This window comes from Streptomyces sp. NPDC001852 (assembly GCF_042891825.1).
Classification (GTDB): domain Bacteria; phylum Actinomycetota; class Actinomycetes; order Streptomycetales; family Streptomycetaceae; genus Streptomyces.
Map to the genome: position 1 here is coordinate 182,734 of NZ_JBIATN010000011.1, position 15,050 is coordinate 197,783.

Annotated in this window: 16 protein-coding genes and 2 pseudogenes; 9 read left to right on the top strand and 9 right to left on the bottom strand. The window is 69.4% G+C overall.

The window, feature by feature from the left end; all coding sequences use genetic code 11:
- Positions 1–73: 73 nt before the first annotated feature.
- Together ACFYZB_RS20830 and ACFYZB_RS20835 are read right to left on the bottom strand one after the other, a co-directional pair.
- A complete protein-coding gene (locus ACFYZB_RS20830; protein ID WP_388760526.1) occupies positions 74–994 on the bottom strand; it encodes an SCO1860 family LAETG-anchored protein in 921 nt (306 codons plus the stop codon).
- Positions 995–1,271: 277 nt separating this feature from the next.
- Positions 1,272–1,484: a hypothetical protein gene (locus tag ACFYZB_RS20835; protein WP_388760849.1), complete on the bottom strand. Its 213-nt coding sequence runs from the start codon at positions 1,482–1,484 to the stop codon at positions 1,272–1,274.
- Here ACFYZB_RS20835 and ACFYZB_RS20840 point away from each other — a divergent pair.
- Together ACFYZB_RS20840 and ACFYZB_RS20845 are read left to right on the top strand one after the other, a co-directional pair.
- A pseudogene (locus tag ACFYZB_RS20840) lies at positions 1,419–1,732 on the top strand (hypothetical protein); the annotation flags it as partial. The gene ACFYZB_RS20835 and the pseudogene ACFYZB_RS20840 sit on opposite strands and share 66 nt — an antisense overlap.
- 432 nt (positions 1,733–2,164) lie before the next feature.
- A complete protein-coding gene (locus ACFYZB_RS20845) occupies positions 2,165–2,629 on the top strand; it encodes an SRPBCC family protein (RefSeq protein ID WP_351208168.1) in 465 nt (154 codons plus the stop codon).
- 99 nt (positions 2,630–2,728) lie between these two features.
- Here the strand turns inward: ACFYZB_RS20845 and ACFYZB_RS20850 are convergent, their stop codons facing one another.
- Positions 2,729–2,869, bottom strand: coding sequence for a hypothetical protein (locus tag ACFYZB_RS20850; protein WP_388760529.1), 141 nt, complete (start codon positions 2,867–2,869; stop codon positions 2,729–2,731).
- Between the two features lie 112 nt (positions 2,870–2,981).
- Here ACFYZB_RS20850 and ACFYZB_RS20855 point away from each other — a divergent pair, with 112 nt between their 5' ends.
- The 3 genes and pseudogenes from ACFYZB_RS20855 to ACFYZB_RS20865 all read left to right on the top strand — a co-directional run bounded on the left by ACFYZB_RS20855 (position 2,982) and on the right by ACFYZB_RS20865 (position 3,657).
- A complete protein-coding gene (locus ACFYZB_RS20855) occupies positions 2,982–3,110 on the top strand; it encodes a hypothetical protein (RefSeq protein ID WP_388760531.1) in 129 nt (42 codons plus the stop codon).
- Positions 3,111–3,218: 108 nt separating this feature from the next.
- A pseudogene (locus tag ACFYZB_RS20860) lies at positions 3,219–3,410 on the top strand (class I SAM-dependent methyltransferase); the annotation flags it as partial.
- A 91-nt stretch (positions 3,411–3,501) separates the two neighbouring features.
- Positions 3,502–3,657: a hypothetical protein gene (locus tag ACFYZB_RS20865; protein ID WP_388760852.1), complete on the top strand. Its 156-nt coding sequence runs from the start codon at positions 3,502–3,504 to the stop codon at positions 3,655–3,657.
- Between the two features lie 288 nt (positions 3,658–3,945).
- Here the strand turns inward: ACFYZB_RS20865 and ACFYZB_RS20870 are convergent, their stop codons facing one another.
- Positions 3,946–5,286 carry a phosphatase PAP2 family protein gene (locus ACFYZB_RS20870; protein ID WP_388760534.1) on the bottom strand — a complete coding sequence of 447 codons (1,341 nt, stop codon included), beginning with the start codon at positions 5,284–5,286 and terminating at the stop codon, positions 3,946–3,948.
- A 346-nt stretch (positions 5,287–5,632) separates the two neighbouring features.
- Here ACFYZB_RS20870 and ACFYZB_RS20875 point away from each other — a divergent pair, with 346 nt between their 5' ends.
- Together ACFYZB_RS20875 and ACFYZB_RS20880 are read left to right on the top strand one after the other, a co-directional pair.
- On the top strand, positions 5,633–5,788 hold the full coding sequence (locus ACFYZB_RS20875) for a DUF6131 family protein (protein ID WP_388760537.1): 156 nt from the start codon (positions 5,633–5,635) through the stop codon (positions 5,786–5,788).
- 268 nt (positions 5,789–6,056) lie between these two features.
- Positions 6,057–6,857, top strand: coding sequence for a hypothetical protein (locus ACFYZB_RS20880; RefSeq protein ID WP_388760538.1), 801 nt, complete (start codon positions 6,057–6,059; stop codon positions 6,855–6,857).
- Between the two features lie 54 nt (positions 6,858–6,911).
- Here ACFYZB_RS20880 and ACFYZB_RS20885 read toward each other — a convergent pair whose 3' ends face one another.
- From ACFYZB_RS20885 to ACFYZB_RS20900, 4 genes are all read right to left on the bottom strand, one after another.
- The gene (locus ACFYZB_RS20885; RefSeq protein WP_388760826.1) at positions 6,912–7,736 is read right to left on the bottom strand and encodes a cytochrome c oxidase assembly protein; all 825 of its coding nucleotides are present in this window, start codon (positions 7,734–7,736) and stop codon (positions 6,912–6,914) included.
- A gap of 8 nt (positions 7,737–7,744) precedes the next feature.
- Positions 7,745–8,305, bottom strand: coding sequence for a DUF2243 domain-containing protein (locus tag ACFYZB_RS20890; RefSeq protein ID WP_388760540.1), 561 nt, complete (start codon positions 8,303–8,305; stop codon positions 7,745–7,747).
- 596 nt (positions 8,306–8,901) lie between these two features.
- Positions 8,902–10,152: an acetyl-CoA carboxylase biotin carboxylase subunit family protein gene (locus ACFYZB_RS20895; RefSeq protein ID WP_388760543.1), complete on the bottom strand. Its 1,251-nt coding sequence runs from the start codon at positions 10,150–10,152 to the stop codon at positions 8,902–8,904.
- Position 10,153: 1 nt separating this feature from the next.
- Positions 10,154–11,248 carry an ATP-grasp domain-containing protein gene (locus ACFYZB_RS20900; RefSeq protein ID WP_388760545.1) on the bottom strand — a complete coding sequence of 365 codons (1,095 nt, stop codon included), beginning with the start codon at positions 11,246–11,248 and terminating at the stop codon, positions 10,154–10,156.
- Positions 11,249–11,569: 321 nt separating this feature from the next.
- Here ACFYZB_RS20900 and ACFYZB_RS20905 point away from each other — a divergent pair, with 321 nt between their 5' ends.
- Positions 11,570–12,484 carry a GNAT family N-acetyltransferase gene (locus ACFYZB_RS20905; protein WP_388760548.1) on the top strand — a complete coding sequence of 305 codons (915 nt, stop codon included), beginning with the start codon at positions 11,570–11,572 and terminating at the stop codon, positions 12,482–12,484.
- Positions 12,485–12,573: 89 nt separating this feature from the next.
- On the opposite strand, the gene ACFYZB_RS20910 is transcribed toward ACFYZB_RS20905, so the two are convergent.
- The gene (locus ACFYZB_RS20910; RefSeq protein ID WP_388760551.1) at positions 12,574–13,230 is read right to left on the bottom strand and encodes a DUF998 domain-containing protein; all 657 of its coding nucleotides are present in this window, start codon (positions 13,228–13,230) and stop codon (positions 12,574–12,576) included.
- A 792-nt stretch (positions 13,231–14,022) separates the two neighbouring features.
- Here ACFYZB_RS20910 and ACFYZB_RS20915 point away from each other — a divergent pair.
- Positions 14,023–15,000: a GDSL-type esterase/lipase family protein gene (locus tag ACFYZB_RS20915; protein WP_388760554.1), complete on the top strand. Its 978-nt coding sequence runs from the start codon at positions 14,023–14,025 to the stop codon at positions 14,998–15,000.
- Positions 15,001–15,050 lie beyond the last annotated feature (50 nt).

Sequence of the window (15,050 nt, forward strand, 5' to 3'; positions counted from 1 at the left end):
GACCGGCAAAGGGGCCGGGCCGGGCCCGACCCCGTGGTGCCGCCCCGGCCCGAGCCGGCGTCCGTGCGGAACGTCAGGCGTTGCTACGGCCGCGCCTGCGGGCGAGTGCCATGGCTCCCGCGCCCACGACGGCCAGGACCGCGCCTGCCGCCAGGACGTACGGGGTGAGCCCGCCGGCGCCGGTCTTCGCCAGGTCGCCCTCCTTGGAGTGGCTGACGATCTGCGGGCGGGGCGCCGAACGCCCTGGTGCTGCCGGGGTGACCGCCCGGGTGGCGGCGTGGGGAGACCGGCAGGTGGCCTGGGCCAGGGTCACGGTGCCCGCCACCTTCTCGACGCCGAGCCGCAACGGGTCCACCGAGACCTGCAGCTGGAGCGAGGTGGCGGCGGCCGTGCTGCTGGTCGTCTCCCTGCTTGCGAGGGCGAGCCGTACGGTGCCCACGTCGGGAACCTCCAGGGTGGTGCCGCGCTCCGTGACGGGCAGCGGCCTGCCCAGGGCCGTGAGGGGGCCGAGGACGTGGGACTCGGCGGCCGGCTGCCGTCCGGCGACGCAGGTCGCCGTGGCGGTCACCTCCTCCACCTCCACCACGGGCAGCAGCGGGAGCCCCGGAACATGGACCCTGGCCCGCACGAGGTGGGTGGTTCCCTGTGCGCGGCCGCTCGTGACCTCGGCTCCGGCCTTGGCGACGTCGGCCTGCAGAAGATTGACCGGGCGGTCGTCGTTGACCCTGTCGAGGGAGATGTCGAGGGTCTTCTTCTCCGCGGTGGCCGGCGCCTGGACCGCGTTGAGAGAGACGTGCAGAGGCACCGTTCTTGTCGGCCCTGAGACGTCCAGCGCGGCGCGGAACGCCACCGCGGTGGCACTGCCCTTCGACGCGTCGGCGGCCGGAGCGGCGCCGGCCTGTCCTGCGACGGCCGGGCAGGCCACGAGGAAGCCGACGGCCGCCAGGGCAACGAGGCGGCGGGCAGACAGGGGCAGGACTGAGATTCTGGTCAACGTGCGTGATCCTTGTGCGAGATGAGAGTCCCCAGGAGTACCGTCCGCACCGGCCGGTGGCCCGGCGGGCAGACAGCGGCTCCCCATCCTGCAGAGGCACGGAGCGGCCGTTCGGATGCCACACGGCACCTTCACCGCAAGGGAGAAGTCCGGGGACTCCTGTTTGAATCGCAGTCGTGCGCGGTCGATGAGCGCGACGCCCTTCGCCATCAGGATCGCGGTCACGGCATGGGGCGGCCAGGGCCGAGCCACTGACCCCGGCCGCCCCCGAGCGCTCTCAGTGCACCCTGGTCACCAGGTGACCTGGAGCTCGTGGGCGCCGTAGATCACGGCGTCGTACTTCACCCGCGATGCCCGCCGGCACCAGGTGTTCGGCGACGGCACCCACCACTGCATCTTCCAGCGCCGTGCGGCGACGCCCGAGGTGGGTGATGGTGAGGAAGCGCAGCAGCTCCTCGACCGCGTCGACGACGACCTCGGGGCCCGACACGAGATGGTCGCCGTCGCCGGGGCGGTCCCGAGATCCTGCCCGCCCTGCCGGCCCACCGCCCGGACGTCGCCGTGCTGGACGTACGCATGTCTCCCAGCTTCCGGGACGAGGGGCTGCGAGCGGCCCTGGAAGCCCGGCAGGAGATCCCCGGCCAGTTCCTCGACGCTCTGGAGCGGGTTGCGGCGGGCGGCGCCGCGCTCGACCCGGAGGTCGTCACGCAGGCCTTCCGACAGCGGTCACCGCCGGGTACTCGCGGTACTCAGCTACCTCAACAGCCCCCAGGCCAATCGCAGTTGATGCGCCCTGCGCCCCGGCTCCCGTACGACGGCCGGGACACCGGCGTTTCAGCCGTTGCCCCTATCTGCACCAACGTGCAGGAGCGATGGTCGGCAGGCTCCATGCAGCGGGCATGGCCGCAGGTGCCCGGAGCGCCTGAGCCACCGGTCGTCCCGCCGGGTCAGCGACACGGAATCCGTCTCCGACCGCAGGCCGTGGCTGGGCCCGCACCTCTGTGCAGCACGGGCAGCCCAGTCATCGCGGACTCGTCGACGTTCACACTGCCGGGTTGAGCAGCTTCCAGTGCCCTCAGGTCCGGTAGCACGAGCCCGAGGGAGCAGAGGTAGTAGCCGGTGGCGTGCCGGGTACTCGGCTGAGCACCGGATCGATCAACGGAGGCAGTGATGAGCACGGTCAAGGAAACAGTGGAAGTCGACGTTCCCGTTCGCACCGCCTACAACCAATGGACGCAGTTCGAGACGTTCCCGGACTTCATGGAAGGCGTGGAGGAAGTCAGGCAGCTGGACGATCGCCACAATCACTGGACCACCAAGATCGGTGGAGTCCGCAGGGAGTTCGACACGGAGATCATCGACCAGCTTCCCGACGAGCGCATCACATGGCGCACCACCAGCGGTGACACGGACCAGAAAGGCTCGGTCCGCTTCCAGCGCGTGGATGACATGCACACCAGGGTGGAACTCGTCATGGATGTCGAACCCAGTGGGGCCGCAGAGCGGGCCGCGGACATGCTGGGAACACTCGACCGGCGCGTCAAGGGCGACATGAAGCGCTTCAAACAGTACATCGAGCAGCGCGGTGAAGAATCCGGGGCGTGGCGCGGGCGCATCAGGCCGGGGGGACGGTGATTGCGCCCTGGGGTTGCGACCATCCGTCGCTTCCCCGCGTCGGCCAGGGAGGCGGAAAGCCTTCCGTCTCCCTCGGCCTTTCCAGGCAGGTACCCCGACCTATACGCCGATGTTCGTGAGTGGGATGTTCCAGTCGTTGCTCTCCATGTCGCCATGACCGTCCCGAGCCGCAGCCGATGCCGCGGACAGCACCAGGCAGGTCATGGCGAGAGCCACGACCGCGAGGAGACGACGCTTCACGATTCCTCCCGACGACGACAGCACTGACCACCCTGGCCCGAGCCGACAGCCGAGCCCGCCCCGACACGCCGCTTCCGCCCAGGGGTTCAGTCGACCGCGAGCCGGGCGGGCGGTGGCCGCGAGCATCACCGAGGCCGGCCGGCGCCGCTACGCCGAGGCGACACCGACCTACCGGGCGGCGCTCGGCACGGCCCTGGACGCCTCCCTCGCCAACGTCTACCTCGCCGACCTCGCCGCCTGAGTCCTGTCCGGACAGTCGGCGGCGAGCGGCGTCCGCCTCGAAGGGACACAGCCGTGACCACCGCCGCGGAAACACTATGAGCGCCTGCTCGCCGAGCACTACACCTGGATGCTCGGCGGCGACATCGAGGCGGCGGCCTGCGGACAGGCCGCACTGCTGCAGGAGGCGGGCTTGGCAGCCGGCGCCGCCGAGAGTGGCGGGGACATCGCGGTCGACCTCGGCTGCGGGCCCGGCCCGCAGACCCTCGCGCTGGCCCGCCTCGGCTACGCCCCGGTGATCGCCGTGGACACCAGTGCACGGTTACTGGACGAGCTCACCGCGCACGCCACCGGCGCGGGTCTCGCCGGAACGGTCCGGGCAGTGCGCCGCGGCATCCGCGGTGATCGTGTGCGTGGGCGACACCCTCCCCCACCTGCCCTCCCAAGCGGACGTCTCCCAGCTTCTGCACGAGGTCGCCACCGCCCTCCGCCCTGGCGGGCAGTTCCTGCGCGCGGCCCCCGGACCACGAGGGCTGCACATCGTGCACGCCGCCAAACCCGCCGGCTGAACGGCCGGACCGACGGGCACGGCCGCGCGGGGCCCGACAGCGAAGTACTGAAGTGCTGACGGCGCGGTGAACCGCTGGGCGACGAGAATCCGTCCGCCGACGGGAGCCTCCGGTGGACCAGCACCTCGGACGCATTCTGGATGCTCTCCACCAGGAAGGACAGGCGCACGACGGCCCGTTGGCGGACCGCCTGCTGCGGCTGCGCGACACGCCGCCCCGAGGCGGCCCAGCTGATCACCGGAGAGTGGTCAGAGCCTGCGGCTGGCGTTTGCGTCGGCGAGGACCGGCTCAAACGGGTTCGGGTTGCGGTTCCGGTTGTGTCACGGGTCGAGCCTCCGGGTCCCACAGTCCGGTCGTCCGTACGTACCCATGGACCACGGAGGTCATCGCCAGAATGAGAAGTGGCCCAAACACCCACGGATGTTCGGCCATCTCCACCGGCAGGTACCGATAAGCCAGCAAGAGCGCGACGAAAACCGCTGCGCCATGAGCGACCAGCTGGATTCCTGACCGGTCCCAACCCCGTTCGAGCGCGCGCAGAGCTGCTTCGATCGTGAGTGCAAACACCACACCTGCAACGAGATCCACGCCGTAGTGATAGCCGAATCCCAGCGTTGCGCCGAGCGTGGCAACCAGCCAGAACGTGCCGGCGCATCGCAGAATCCGCGGACCCTTGCGGGAATGGATGAAAATCGCGGTGGCCCATGCCGTGTGCAGGCTCGGCATGCAGTTCCGCGGGGTGATCTCGTCGAAGGGAATCTGGTGCGGGGTATGGATCGGCGGCAAGGTGTTGGGCCACAGGTCGGCCACCGCCCAGTGCCCGCCCCCGGCGCCGTAGGCGAAGACGGGTCCGACGACCGGGAAGATCATGTAGATCCCGGGACCGAGCAGGCCGATGACCAGAAAGGTGCGGACCAGATGGTGGCTCGGGAATCGGCGCTCGACGGCAACATTTCGCAGCTGGTACGCCGCGACGACGACTGCGGCCACCGCGAGCTGGATGTAGACGTAATTGAGAACGTGGGCGCCGATCGGGCCGCTGGCCCTGACCAACTGGCCTGCCAGCCATGACGGGTTGCCCAGCGCGTGATCGGCGGTTGCCGCGTACGGGTCGAACACTGTCGGTCTGGTCTTCGACGTGATCAGTAGCCAGATGTCGCCGGCCTTGCGGCCGGCTACGAGCAGCAGGCCCAGCCCGACACCCTTCAACAGCAGAAGACGTTCCCGGCCCTTTCGGCGCGTGACAGCGATGACCGCATGACCCAGAATCACCCACAATGCGCCGTTGCCGAAAGGGTGGCCGTCGCTGATCCTGATGCCGAGCGCCCACCGCACCACCAAAAAGGCGACGTCAATGCCGATCGCCACACCAGCCGCAATGAACCGTTGCCGCCAGGTGAGCACCACCATCATCAACGCCATGCTGGCATACAGCAGAAAACCGGATTTGGGCGGGCATATCACCTCTCGCGCCTGATTGGTGATAGGTCCCGGCAGGCCGTAGCACCGCGCGGAGACCTCCAGGGCGACGAGGAATCCGACGGCCACCCCGCCCGCCGCGACCCACAGTGCCACCCGCGGCTCACGCCAAGCGGCGAAGTCAATTCTGCACTTTATTCGCGAAACCATCCGCGAAACGATAGATATCAATTGTTTGGCCGATTTATGAGATGTTAATCAAGTGGTCAAGGACAAGCGATGAGGAAGCTCCCCGTAAGTTCGATCATGCTACCCGAGTGGCACAAGTGAGTTCCGCCGGTCACCCCTGCCGCGTGCGCGGGCCTGAACCTCCCGGGACCGGGCGCGGCTCCCCTCCACACCGCGTACCAGGCACACCCCAGACGGTCACCACATGGCCACTCTCGGTGGTTGACCTGAGGAGTCGGAGAGTCGGGCTCCTTCCTTTCAGGTGGCGTATCGCGTTCCGATTCGGGCACTCGGACCACAAGAACGATTTATCGCCAGGAGGCCTGTCATGATCGCCCTGGGTGTCATCCTCCTCGTCATCGGTTTCGTCACCGGGATATCCATCCTGTGGACCATCGGCATAATCCTCACGGTCGTGGGCGCCGTGTTGTGGGTCCTGGGCTCCATGGGACACGCGGTCGCCGGCCGACGGCACTACTGGTAGGCACCACCCGGCTGGGGGCTACGCTCCGGTGGCTCACCTACTGCGCCGGAAGCGTGCCGTATGGTTGCGGCACATGTGGCCAGGAGAGCAGTCGCCGACATTCGGGCGGAATCCGCAACAGCCCCCGGCCGGAAGTCGGCCGAACCCGTACCAGCAGCCTGGCCGGTCGAACCCGTACCACCAACCCGGCCCGGGTCCGTTCCAGCAGAACCCCTACCAGCAGCCCCAGCCCTGGCAGTTGCCGACGCAACCGGGCGCGGGCGGACCCGTGCCTCCGCCGGCGGGTGGCGGCCGGAACCGGACCGGACTCGTCGCCGTCATCGCTGCGGCGGCCGTCGTAGTCGCGTCGGGCGTCACCGGATTCCTCGTGCTCGGCGGCCAGAAGCACGACGGCCCCGACCCGAAGCCGGTGAACACCGCGTCGCCGTCGCAGAGTTCCGCCAACCCCCGCGGAACCGGCACCCAGACGGCCACGGTCAAGGGCTGGAACGTCGTGACGAATCCGACCCAGGGAATCGCGTTCGATGTCCCGCCCCAATGGGAGATCCAGTCCGCCGGCTGGGTCACATACGTCTCCAACGACGGAGACCCGAACGACAAACCTCTCATCGCGATACGCAATGTCGCGATCCTCCAGAAGAAGTGGTGTTCCTCGGACGAGAAGCGGGACGGCACACTGGAGGACACACCACTGGCGCAGGTGGGTACGAGGGGCAACAACGGCTACGGAAGCCCTCATGAGATCGCCGGTTCCGACCCGGTGACATGGGTGTACGGGGCGTACACCCAGCCGGACCGGACGAAGGTGAAGACCGGCGCCGTCAAGCCGTTCACGACGAACTCCGGTCTCAAGGGCAGTCTGGGCACGGCCTGGTCCGTGGGTGTGAAGAGGTCGAAGAAGTGCGCCACGGACGGCAAGGCATGGGTCTTCGGCTTCAAGAACAGCGCGGGAGATCTGGTCTCCTGGTCGTTCTTCGGCGCCAAGAACGTGCCCGGCGAGGTATCGGACGCGACCATACGGAGCGTCGCCGCCACGGTACGGCTGTACAAGGCCCCGCCTGAGTCCTGATCCAGCAGCCTCTGCCGCCTGGCAGGTGCCGGTTCGATGCTCGCCCGGCGCCGTTCAGCGCGGCGTCGGCGCGCTGATGCCTGGTCGGCCGTGCCAACTGGCCGGTGTGGTGCGGCGCTCGGGTCGCCAGGTTGCCACCAGCGCGCCGGCCAGCAGGAGTTCGGCGATGTCCCCGCCGTAGTACATGATCTCCGCGCCTTGCTGGACCTGGTCGATGGGAGCGTGGACGTCGATGAGGAATCCGCCGTACATGGCCTGTGCGATCAGGGCGTGCACGGCGATGGCGATGCCCAGGTACACCAGCCGACTGCGGACACCGGGCCGGGTGGGCGCGGGGTCGGGACCGGCGATGACGTGGGCGAACAGGCAACCTGACGCCAGGAAGTGGGCGTGCAGGAGCCAGTGGCCCGCCGGGTGGGCCATGACGGCGTTGTACAGGGGCGTGAAGTACAGCGCACCAAGGGTTCCGGTGCTCAGCATGAGCGCTGCAGCGGGATGCGCCAGCAGTCGGGCCGGTGGGCTGTGCAGTACGGCGGCCACTCCGCGGGCTCGGTCGCGGGGCAGCGTGCGCAGGACGAGCGTGAGAGGCGCGGCCAGCACGAGCGCCAGGGGTGCGTACATGCCGATGAGCATGTGCTGGGTCATGTGCCCACGGAAATCGGAGTGCGCGACGGATGCCAGCGGCGGCAGCAGCGCGACGGCGAGCAGTGCCAGCCCGGTGAGGAAGGACGCCGACCGCCAGGCGCTCCACCCCTGTACAGGGTTACGGCGCCGGGCGCGCCGTGCGGCGAGCAGATAGGCACCGGCGACGCCGAGTAGGACCAACCCCGTCAGCACTGCTCCCGGCAGGTCACCGCCGTTCTCCCCGTGCTGGTGCATCGTGCCCATCAGGCGCGCTCTCCGGCCCGCTCGCCGCCCCGGGTGGCCTCGGGGTCGAAGGGCCTGCCACTGCGCTGCACCAGATACCCGGTGATCAGGAACAGGGCGCCCAGAGCGAGGAAGCCGGCGTCCCACCATGCCTGGTGGGGACCGCCGCGGACGTGGTGGATGCCGAGGATCTGGTGGTCCAGGACGCCCTCGACCAGGTTGAACAGGCCCCAGCCGGCCAGGATCCAGCCCCACAGGACCCGCGAGGTCCACACCGCTCGCCGGTTGTGCGTGACCCGCGAGTACAGGACGGCCAGACCCACCAGTACGGCGATCCAGCACACCGCGTGGAAGATGCCGTCCCACACGGTGTTCATCTCCAGTCCCGACACCGTGTGGGGGTCGTAGTACTTCACCCCGATGTGGTCGTGGTTGGTGCTGGTGAGCATGTGGTGCCACTGCAGGAGCTGGTGCAGCAGAATGCCGTCGACAAACCCGCCGAGGCCAACCCCGAGGACAATCCCGGGCAGCCGCAGAGGCGCCGCCGTCAGCGCGCGGGCCTTGCCCGCCGTCGTGGCCATCACCTGTTATCCGTCCCGTCGACAGTGTGAGTCGGAGTCAGAACCTCCGGACACGCTTTCCCGCCCGACTCATCTCAATCAACTGTCCGTACGGCTTCAGCCACATCTCCCATCCCGCGCGATCCATCGCTGCGCAACAGAGAACACGGAGGTCAGCGGCACCCTGGCCGCACATCCCTGTTGACCGCCGCGTCGGCTCCGGGATGTTCGCCGGCGCCGAACCAGACCTGTTCACCCACACGCATTTCGTGAACGAAGGCGTCCAGGGAGCCCGGACAGCCGTACGACATTGGCGTAGGCGTGTTCGGTGTCATGCGTTCGCCGGTCGGGTGAGACAGGAGCGGAGGAAGGGGTGTGGAGGTGGCCGTCGTCGCGGACCAGGGCGCAGCGGACCGTGTGTGCCGGGATCGACTCGCCCGCGTGCAGGGTGGCGCTGGGGTGCACGGTGAGCAGGAGCGGTGGGACATCTTCGCGGGGAAGGGGGCAGTTTGGGCTGCCGCGACGGGCAGCAGGTAGCGGCCGTCCCGGACGAGGCCGGAGAACGCCAGGGGAACCCGGTCAGTCATGGTGTGCCGATCGCCCGCTGGTCGGGTTGCTCACCGGCGCATGGGGGTCAGCAGGCGGCGGATCTTGTCGAGCATGGGGGCCGGGATGAAACCGGTCTGCGCGCACAGCGCGGTGAGCTCCTTCACCGTCCGCTGCTCGTCGCCGGGGTTCACGGTGAAGGTGAGGATGCCGCCGCGGTTGTGGCCGTCGATGATCAGATCGTGGCAGGTGACGAGGTCGACCCGGGCGCGGAGTTCGGTGAGCAGCGCGGGGGTGGGGTTCGCGGTGAGGCATTCGATCGCGAAACGTTCGGCGGGAGCGCCGTTCCGGGTCGGCCAGGTTCCGGCCAGGATGTCGAGCAGGGCGACGAAGGTGTTGAGTCCGCCGGCGGCAATGGACAGGGTGGTGGCGCCGCCGATCCGGGGGTTGATCTCCAGGACGTGGTAGACACCGTCGGCGTAGATCATGTCGACGTTGACGGACCCTTCGACCCCGAGTTCCGTGCACAGTGCCACCAGGCGTTGCGCGGTGGGCCGGAAGTCGTCGTCCTGCGCGGGGGCGACGTAGCGCAGGTCGTCGAACGTGAAGGTGGGCGGACCTCCCGCGGTGCCGGTCCAGATGAGGGGCATGACGGTGTAGTGGCCGCCGGCGCCTACGATGTCGACCGAGCAGAGTCGTCCGCCGACGCACTTCTCCAGCACCGCGTGCGCACCGGGGCGGGCGGCCAGGTGGCGGTCGAGGGCGGCCGGGTCCGAGATGAACTCGATGCCCATGCTGGTGGAATCCCACAACGGCTTTGCCATGAGGGGATATCCGATGTCCTGGGCGGCCAGGCGGACGGCGTCCGGGTAGGCCGGGACGGGGAGCGTCCGGTCGTGGAAGAGGTCGCTGTCGAGCCGGACGGCGGGCGGGGTGGTGATGCCGTGCGCCTCCAGCAGGCGCTTGGTCTCCCACTTGTCGCACAGGACGCGCGTGGCGGCGAGGGGCGTCATGACGGTGCGGATGCCGAGGGCTTCGAGCTTGGTCTTGACCACGGCGTCCCGCAGGGCGTTCTCGTCGGGCAGGGAGATCGCCACGGCGGCGTCGGCCCCCCAGGCGCGCACGCGGTCGACGAACTCGTCGGGTGTCGCCGCGGGGACCAGCCGTTCACTCGTACCCGGGAACTGATCCGGGCCACAGTCACCGTGGGTGTGGAAGAGGCGGGCCTCGGCACCGAGCCGCGCCAGGGCGGGGGCGATGCCCTGGATGTACGGGTCGGCGCGCCGGATGTCGACGGACCGGATGAAGGCGATGCGCTGCATGTCAGCTCACTTCCATGCGGGTGTGGGCGAGTGCGCGGGCGGCGTCGGCGTTGACCTGTGCGGTCGTGGGTGCGGTGAAGACCAGGTGGCCCCGCCGTCGGCGGTGCCCACGACGACTCGGCCCGGCCCGTACCGCGCCGAGGACGTTTTGGAGGTAGGCGCGGGCCTCGTCGATGCCGGTGGCACGGCGTACGACGTCCATGAGGTGGTCTCCCGGCAGTCCGGCGCCCACTTCGATGACGACGGGGCCCCGGTCGGGCAAGATCTTGACTTCGGTGTGGGCGACGCCGTTGCGGATGCCGAGCGCCCCAAGAGCTCGTTCGACGGCCGTCCGCACGGCGCGGAGGTCGTCGGGCGGTACAGCGGCGGGGCATGTGTGACCGGTCTCGGCCCGGTGGACGCCATCGGTGGTGTGCTTCTCGATCAGGGGCAGGTGGAAGTACTCGCGTCGCCGGACCACGGTGTCGAGGCTGAACTCGGGTCCGGGGCCGCACTCCTGGACCACGACACGCTGGTCCATCGGCAGGCCGTACGGGGCGGTGATCGGCCGGGACCGGGCATGGTCTACGGCGCTGTCGAGCTGTTCGGGGCTCCCGACCACGCTGACACCCCAGGAGCCGCCCTGCTCGGCGGGTTTGACGACGACCGGGAACCCGATCCCGGCACGGCCGAGGGCGTGTGCCGCCTCTGCGGCTGTGTGCGCGCTCACCGTTCGCGGTGCGGGCACCTGGCCCGCGCTAAAGGCCTGGGCCATGTCCGCCTTGTGCCGGCAAGCCCGGGCGCGCCGGGGATCGTTGCCCGGCAGCCCGAGGCACGCGGCCAGATGGGCGACGAGTGGGGTGAAGAACTCACAGCAGCCGGCCACGCCGTCGATCCCCTGGGCCTCCGCGAACGCGGCCAGGTCCGCCAGCGCCTGGTCCTGCTGGGTGAGATCGGTGAACGCCGTTCCGTGGATCTTGTCTCGCAGTGCAGCGGGGTAGCTCTCGTAGAGGTCCTCGTGGGTGGCGACGAAGACGCGCACGCCGAGTGCACGGGCGGCCTCCAGTACATAGTGGCCCGAGTTTGCGAACGCTTCGATCAACAGGATCTTCTTCACCCCGCGCAGTAGACCGCACTCTCCGAGCCGGCGCCATCAACGCAACCACCAGAGCAGGAAGTCGATTTCACGTCCATGCTCGTAGCAAGCTCCAGTCGGCGGACGAGCCAAGGGCTGGGGACCACCTTTGCGAAAGCGACCTTTGTGCAGGACATCGGATCAGCGCACACGACTGCGCGATGAACCAGACCGACGCGACCTTGTGGACTCCCGGCATCAGCAGATGCTCACCACCCACAGGCCGACCACAGGCCGCACGCCCGAGCCTTTCGTCGAAAAATCATCCGCTCAGGTCCATGACCATGTGACTACTGTGATCAGGTGACAGAACTCAACGTCCTTGGTGACAACACGCATTGGCAGAAGGACTTCGAGCGGCGGCTGCTCGCCTCGTACACGGCTGCCGGACTCGGTGCAGCCGCCGTGGAGCGCATGCTCGAGGATGTACGCACCGGCATCGGCGACTGGGTCACTGCCGAAATCACGGACGCCGGGATGCGCGTGGGATACGTCGCCGTGGTCATGGCCGACAACCACGATTCTCTCGCGGGCCGTATCGGCGACCTCCACATCGACGCACACCACGCCGGCCGGGGACACGAACAGGCCGCCCGCGACTGGGCCGAGCAATGGTGTGCCGAGCGCGGCGCACGCCGGGTGGGCATACGGCTCACCGAGCCCGCGGGCGAGCTGTTCGACGGCTACGCGGTACGCGGCCAGCTCCGGATGCGACGCATCGACTCCCCGCCGAAACCGCTTGCCGGCGTCACCGCGCGATCGATGACCCAGGCCGAGTATCCCCACTGGCTCGCCTCGGAGAGGGCCTCCTACGTCGGCGACATCGTCCGCTCGGGAGCCCTCAGCCCCGAGGAGGCCGAACGCAAGTCCGACCGCGACTTCGCCGACCTGATCCCCCAGGGCCTGGCGACGCCCGACAACACGTTTCTGGTGCTCGAGGCGGAGGGCGAGCAGATCGGCACCGGGTGGCTGAAGCACGGACGCCTCCCAGGGGTCACCTACGGCTATTCGCTGCACATCCAGGAACAGCACCGCGGCAAAGGGTACGGGCGGGCCGCGATGGCGGCCGGCGAACTGGCGACGCTCGAAGCCGGGGACACGGCACTGATGTTCACCGTGTGGGGTGGCAACGAGGCGGCCATGAACCTGTACACGAGCGCCGGCTACCACGTCGTCGAGGAAAGCCGTTCCGTCAGCCTTCCCCGCCCCCCGGCCTGACGCACGATCACCAGAAGGCGTCCTGGGCGTCCGGGTGTGGCGCAGGCGGCCGGGATGTCAAGCAGGCGTGCAACACCAGGGTTGTCCGGTCACCCCTGCGTCCCCGACCGCTCCATACGACCTGCCTGGTGGAACAGGCCGCGGACACCGATGACCAGCGCCCACACCAGGAGGGGAAACGCCGCTACCCGCTCCATTCCTCCCATCCCGAGCCCGAGATCGCGCTGGGAGAGGAAGAGCCCGAAGGCCGTGGCCGCTGTTGCTCCCAGCAGGCCGGTCGCCCAGCGCAGCGCGGCCGGCGCATCGTCCGCCAGACCGACTCCGGCCGGCACAAGACCGATGTTGCCCATGGCCATGATGAGCAGCGCACCCAGGACATGCTGGTTCTCGTGGATGTCCGCAGGTGCCAGCCCGGCCAACACGAATCCGACTCCGGCGCAGGCCAGCAGGCACCGCGCCACAACCGCGGCGGCGCCTCTGCGCCACAGAGCCCCGGTGAAGACGACACCGACGACGAGGAGCATTCCCAAAGTGACGAACGAGGCGTTCATCAGGCCGTGTTCGGGCGAGCAGACATAGCGTGGTTCGGGTTCCGGCTGCACGGCGCAGTGAGCGTTCCCCAAGTCGCTGATGTTGTTCCGCGCCCAGCTGTAGGGCCTGCTCCAGGCCGACTCGACGATTCCATGGGCGACGAAGAACTGCGCCACACCCGCGACCCACGCGATGTATCCGATCCGGGCTTTCAACAGTCCACCTTCTCCTCGCACGGTCACGTGCACAGGGGATCACGCGCGGCCGACGTCGGACACTCCGACAAGCCCCCGGGCACGAGGTGGGGCAGACCCCAGGTACGGCCCCGAAAGCGTGGTCGCGCGATGGGTCGGACCGGGCAGCCGTACGGTGGACCCCGACCGTCGTCCGAGCCGGCCGAGCCGCCGCCCGTAGCCCGCCGCACCTGTGGCGCCCGGGTCGGGCTCGCCTTCCTGACGAAGACCCCGCAGGCGTGGCTGGGCTGCCGGTCTTCGCCGCCGTCTACCAACTCACCGCGAGCGGGGCGCCGTTGCGGCGAGCTGTGCCTGCTGTCGGGCGGTGCGGTTGCCCTGGCCGTCTCCTGCTCTTGGGCGTTGCTCGCCTGGGCGACGTCCGCGGCGAACCGCCCGTACGTCGGCGGCACCTCCGCGAACCGACCTGCTGCGTGCCGGATTCCTCCTCCGGAGTGGCCGTCCCGCCGTGCATGCCGTGGTGTTCCGCGCCCACGACAATCGCCGTGCTACACCGGCCGTGCTCGCACCGGCGATCGCCACGCTCGCCGGGAGCGGGCTCGCCCTCTTCCGGTCCGAGTACGAGGCGAGCGGCCGGCGGCGTGTGTGGCTGCCGTCGGCCCTGTTCGCCTCCTGGCCGCTGTTGCTCGCTGTGGGACTTGCTGCGTGCGGCGCACCGGGCCTGTGGACCAGCTGGGTCACCCGCCTCCCGAGGGTTGGTCTCGCCGTCATGGGGGAACTGCGGGAGGAAGCCGACCGTATCCACGCCGAGGCGGCGTGCTCCTTGCCACCGTCTCCACCGCCGCCCCCGCCCACGCGGCGGCCTCCACCCCCAGCTCGAGCGTCCCGGCGGCCGGCACCTACGTGGCGCTCGGCGACTCCTATGCCGCTGGTGCCGGCATCCCCGCTCAGTCCGCCGGCGCCTGCATGCGCTCCGACCACGACTACGGTCGCCTCGTCGCGGCCGGCCTCGCCGTCGGCACGTACCGGGACGTCAGCTGCGCCGGCGCGAAGGTCGGCGCGCTCACCACGCCCCGGACCGACGCCGGGGCCGTCCGTCAACGGTCCCCAGCTCGACGCCGTCACATCCGCACCACCTTGGTGACGGTCACCATCGCGGGCGACGACCTCGGCACGTCCGACTTCGGATTCGCCGATGTCGCCGCCACCTGCTCCACCCTCTCCGTGACAGCCCCACTCGGCACGCCCTGCCACGACTTCTACGGCGACACCCTCGGCCGGCGGCTCGACTCGGCCGCGGCGCAACTGGGCTCCGCCCTCAAGGTGATCCACGATCACGCCCCAGGTGCGGAGGTGCTGGTCGTCGGCTACCCGGCGGTGCTTCCCGACGACCCCTTCCAGTGCCTCGGCAAGATGCCGGTCACCACCGGGGACATCGCGTTCCTGCGCTCCGTCCTCGGCGAGCTCAACGACACCCGCGCCACCACCGCCCGCGCCGCCGACGCCACCCGTCCGGCCCGCCACCATCGGCACGTGCTCCTGCCCGAGTCCGGCGTTCGCGACGCCGCCGGTGACGTCCATGATGGCAGCTGTCGGCAGCATGGGCCGGCGTCCGTCGGCACCAACGGTGTCCGTGATGCGGAAGGTTTCGGCGTGCACACTCACGTCGTACTCGCCGACCCGCCGCTCCTCACAACGTGCCGAGCAGCGCACCAGAAGCTCGCGGACCCGCTGGATCGAGGCAGGGGGGGACGGCCCCCGCCGACTCGATCACCAGGACCGGTCCACTCATGACGCGAAGCGTACCCGGCGAAGGTCACCGGACACGGTCACCTATGATCATG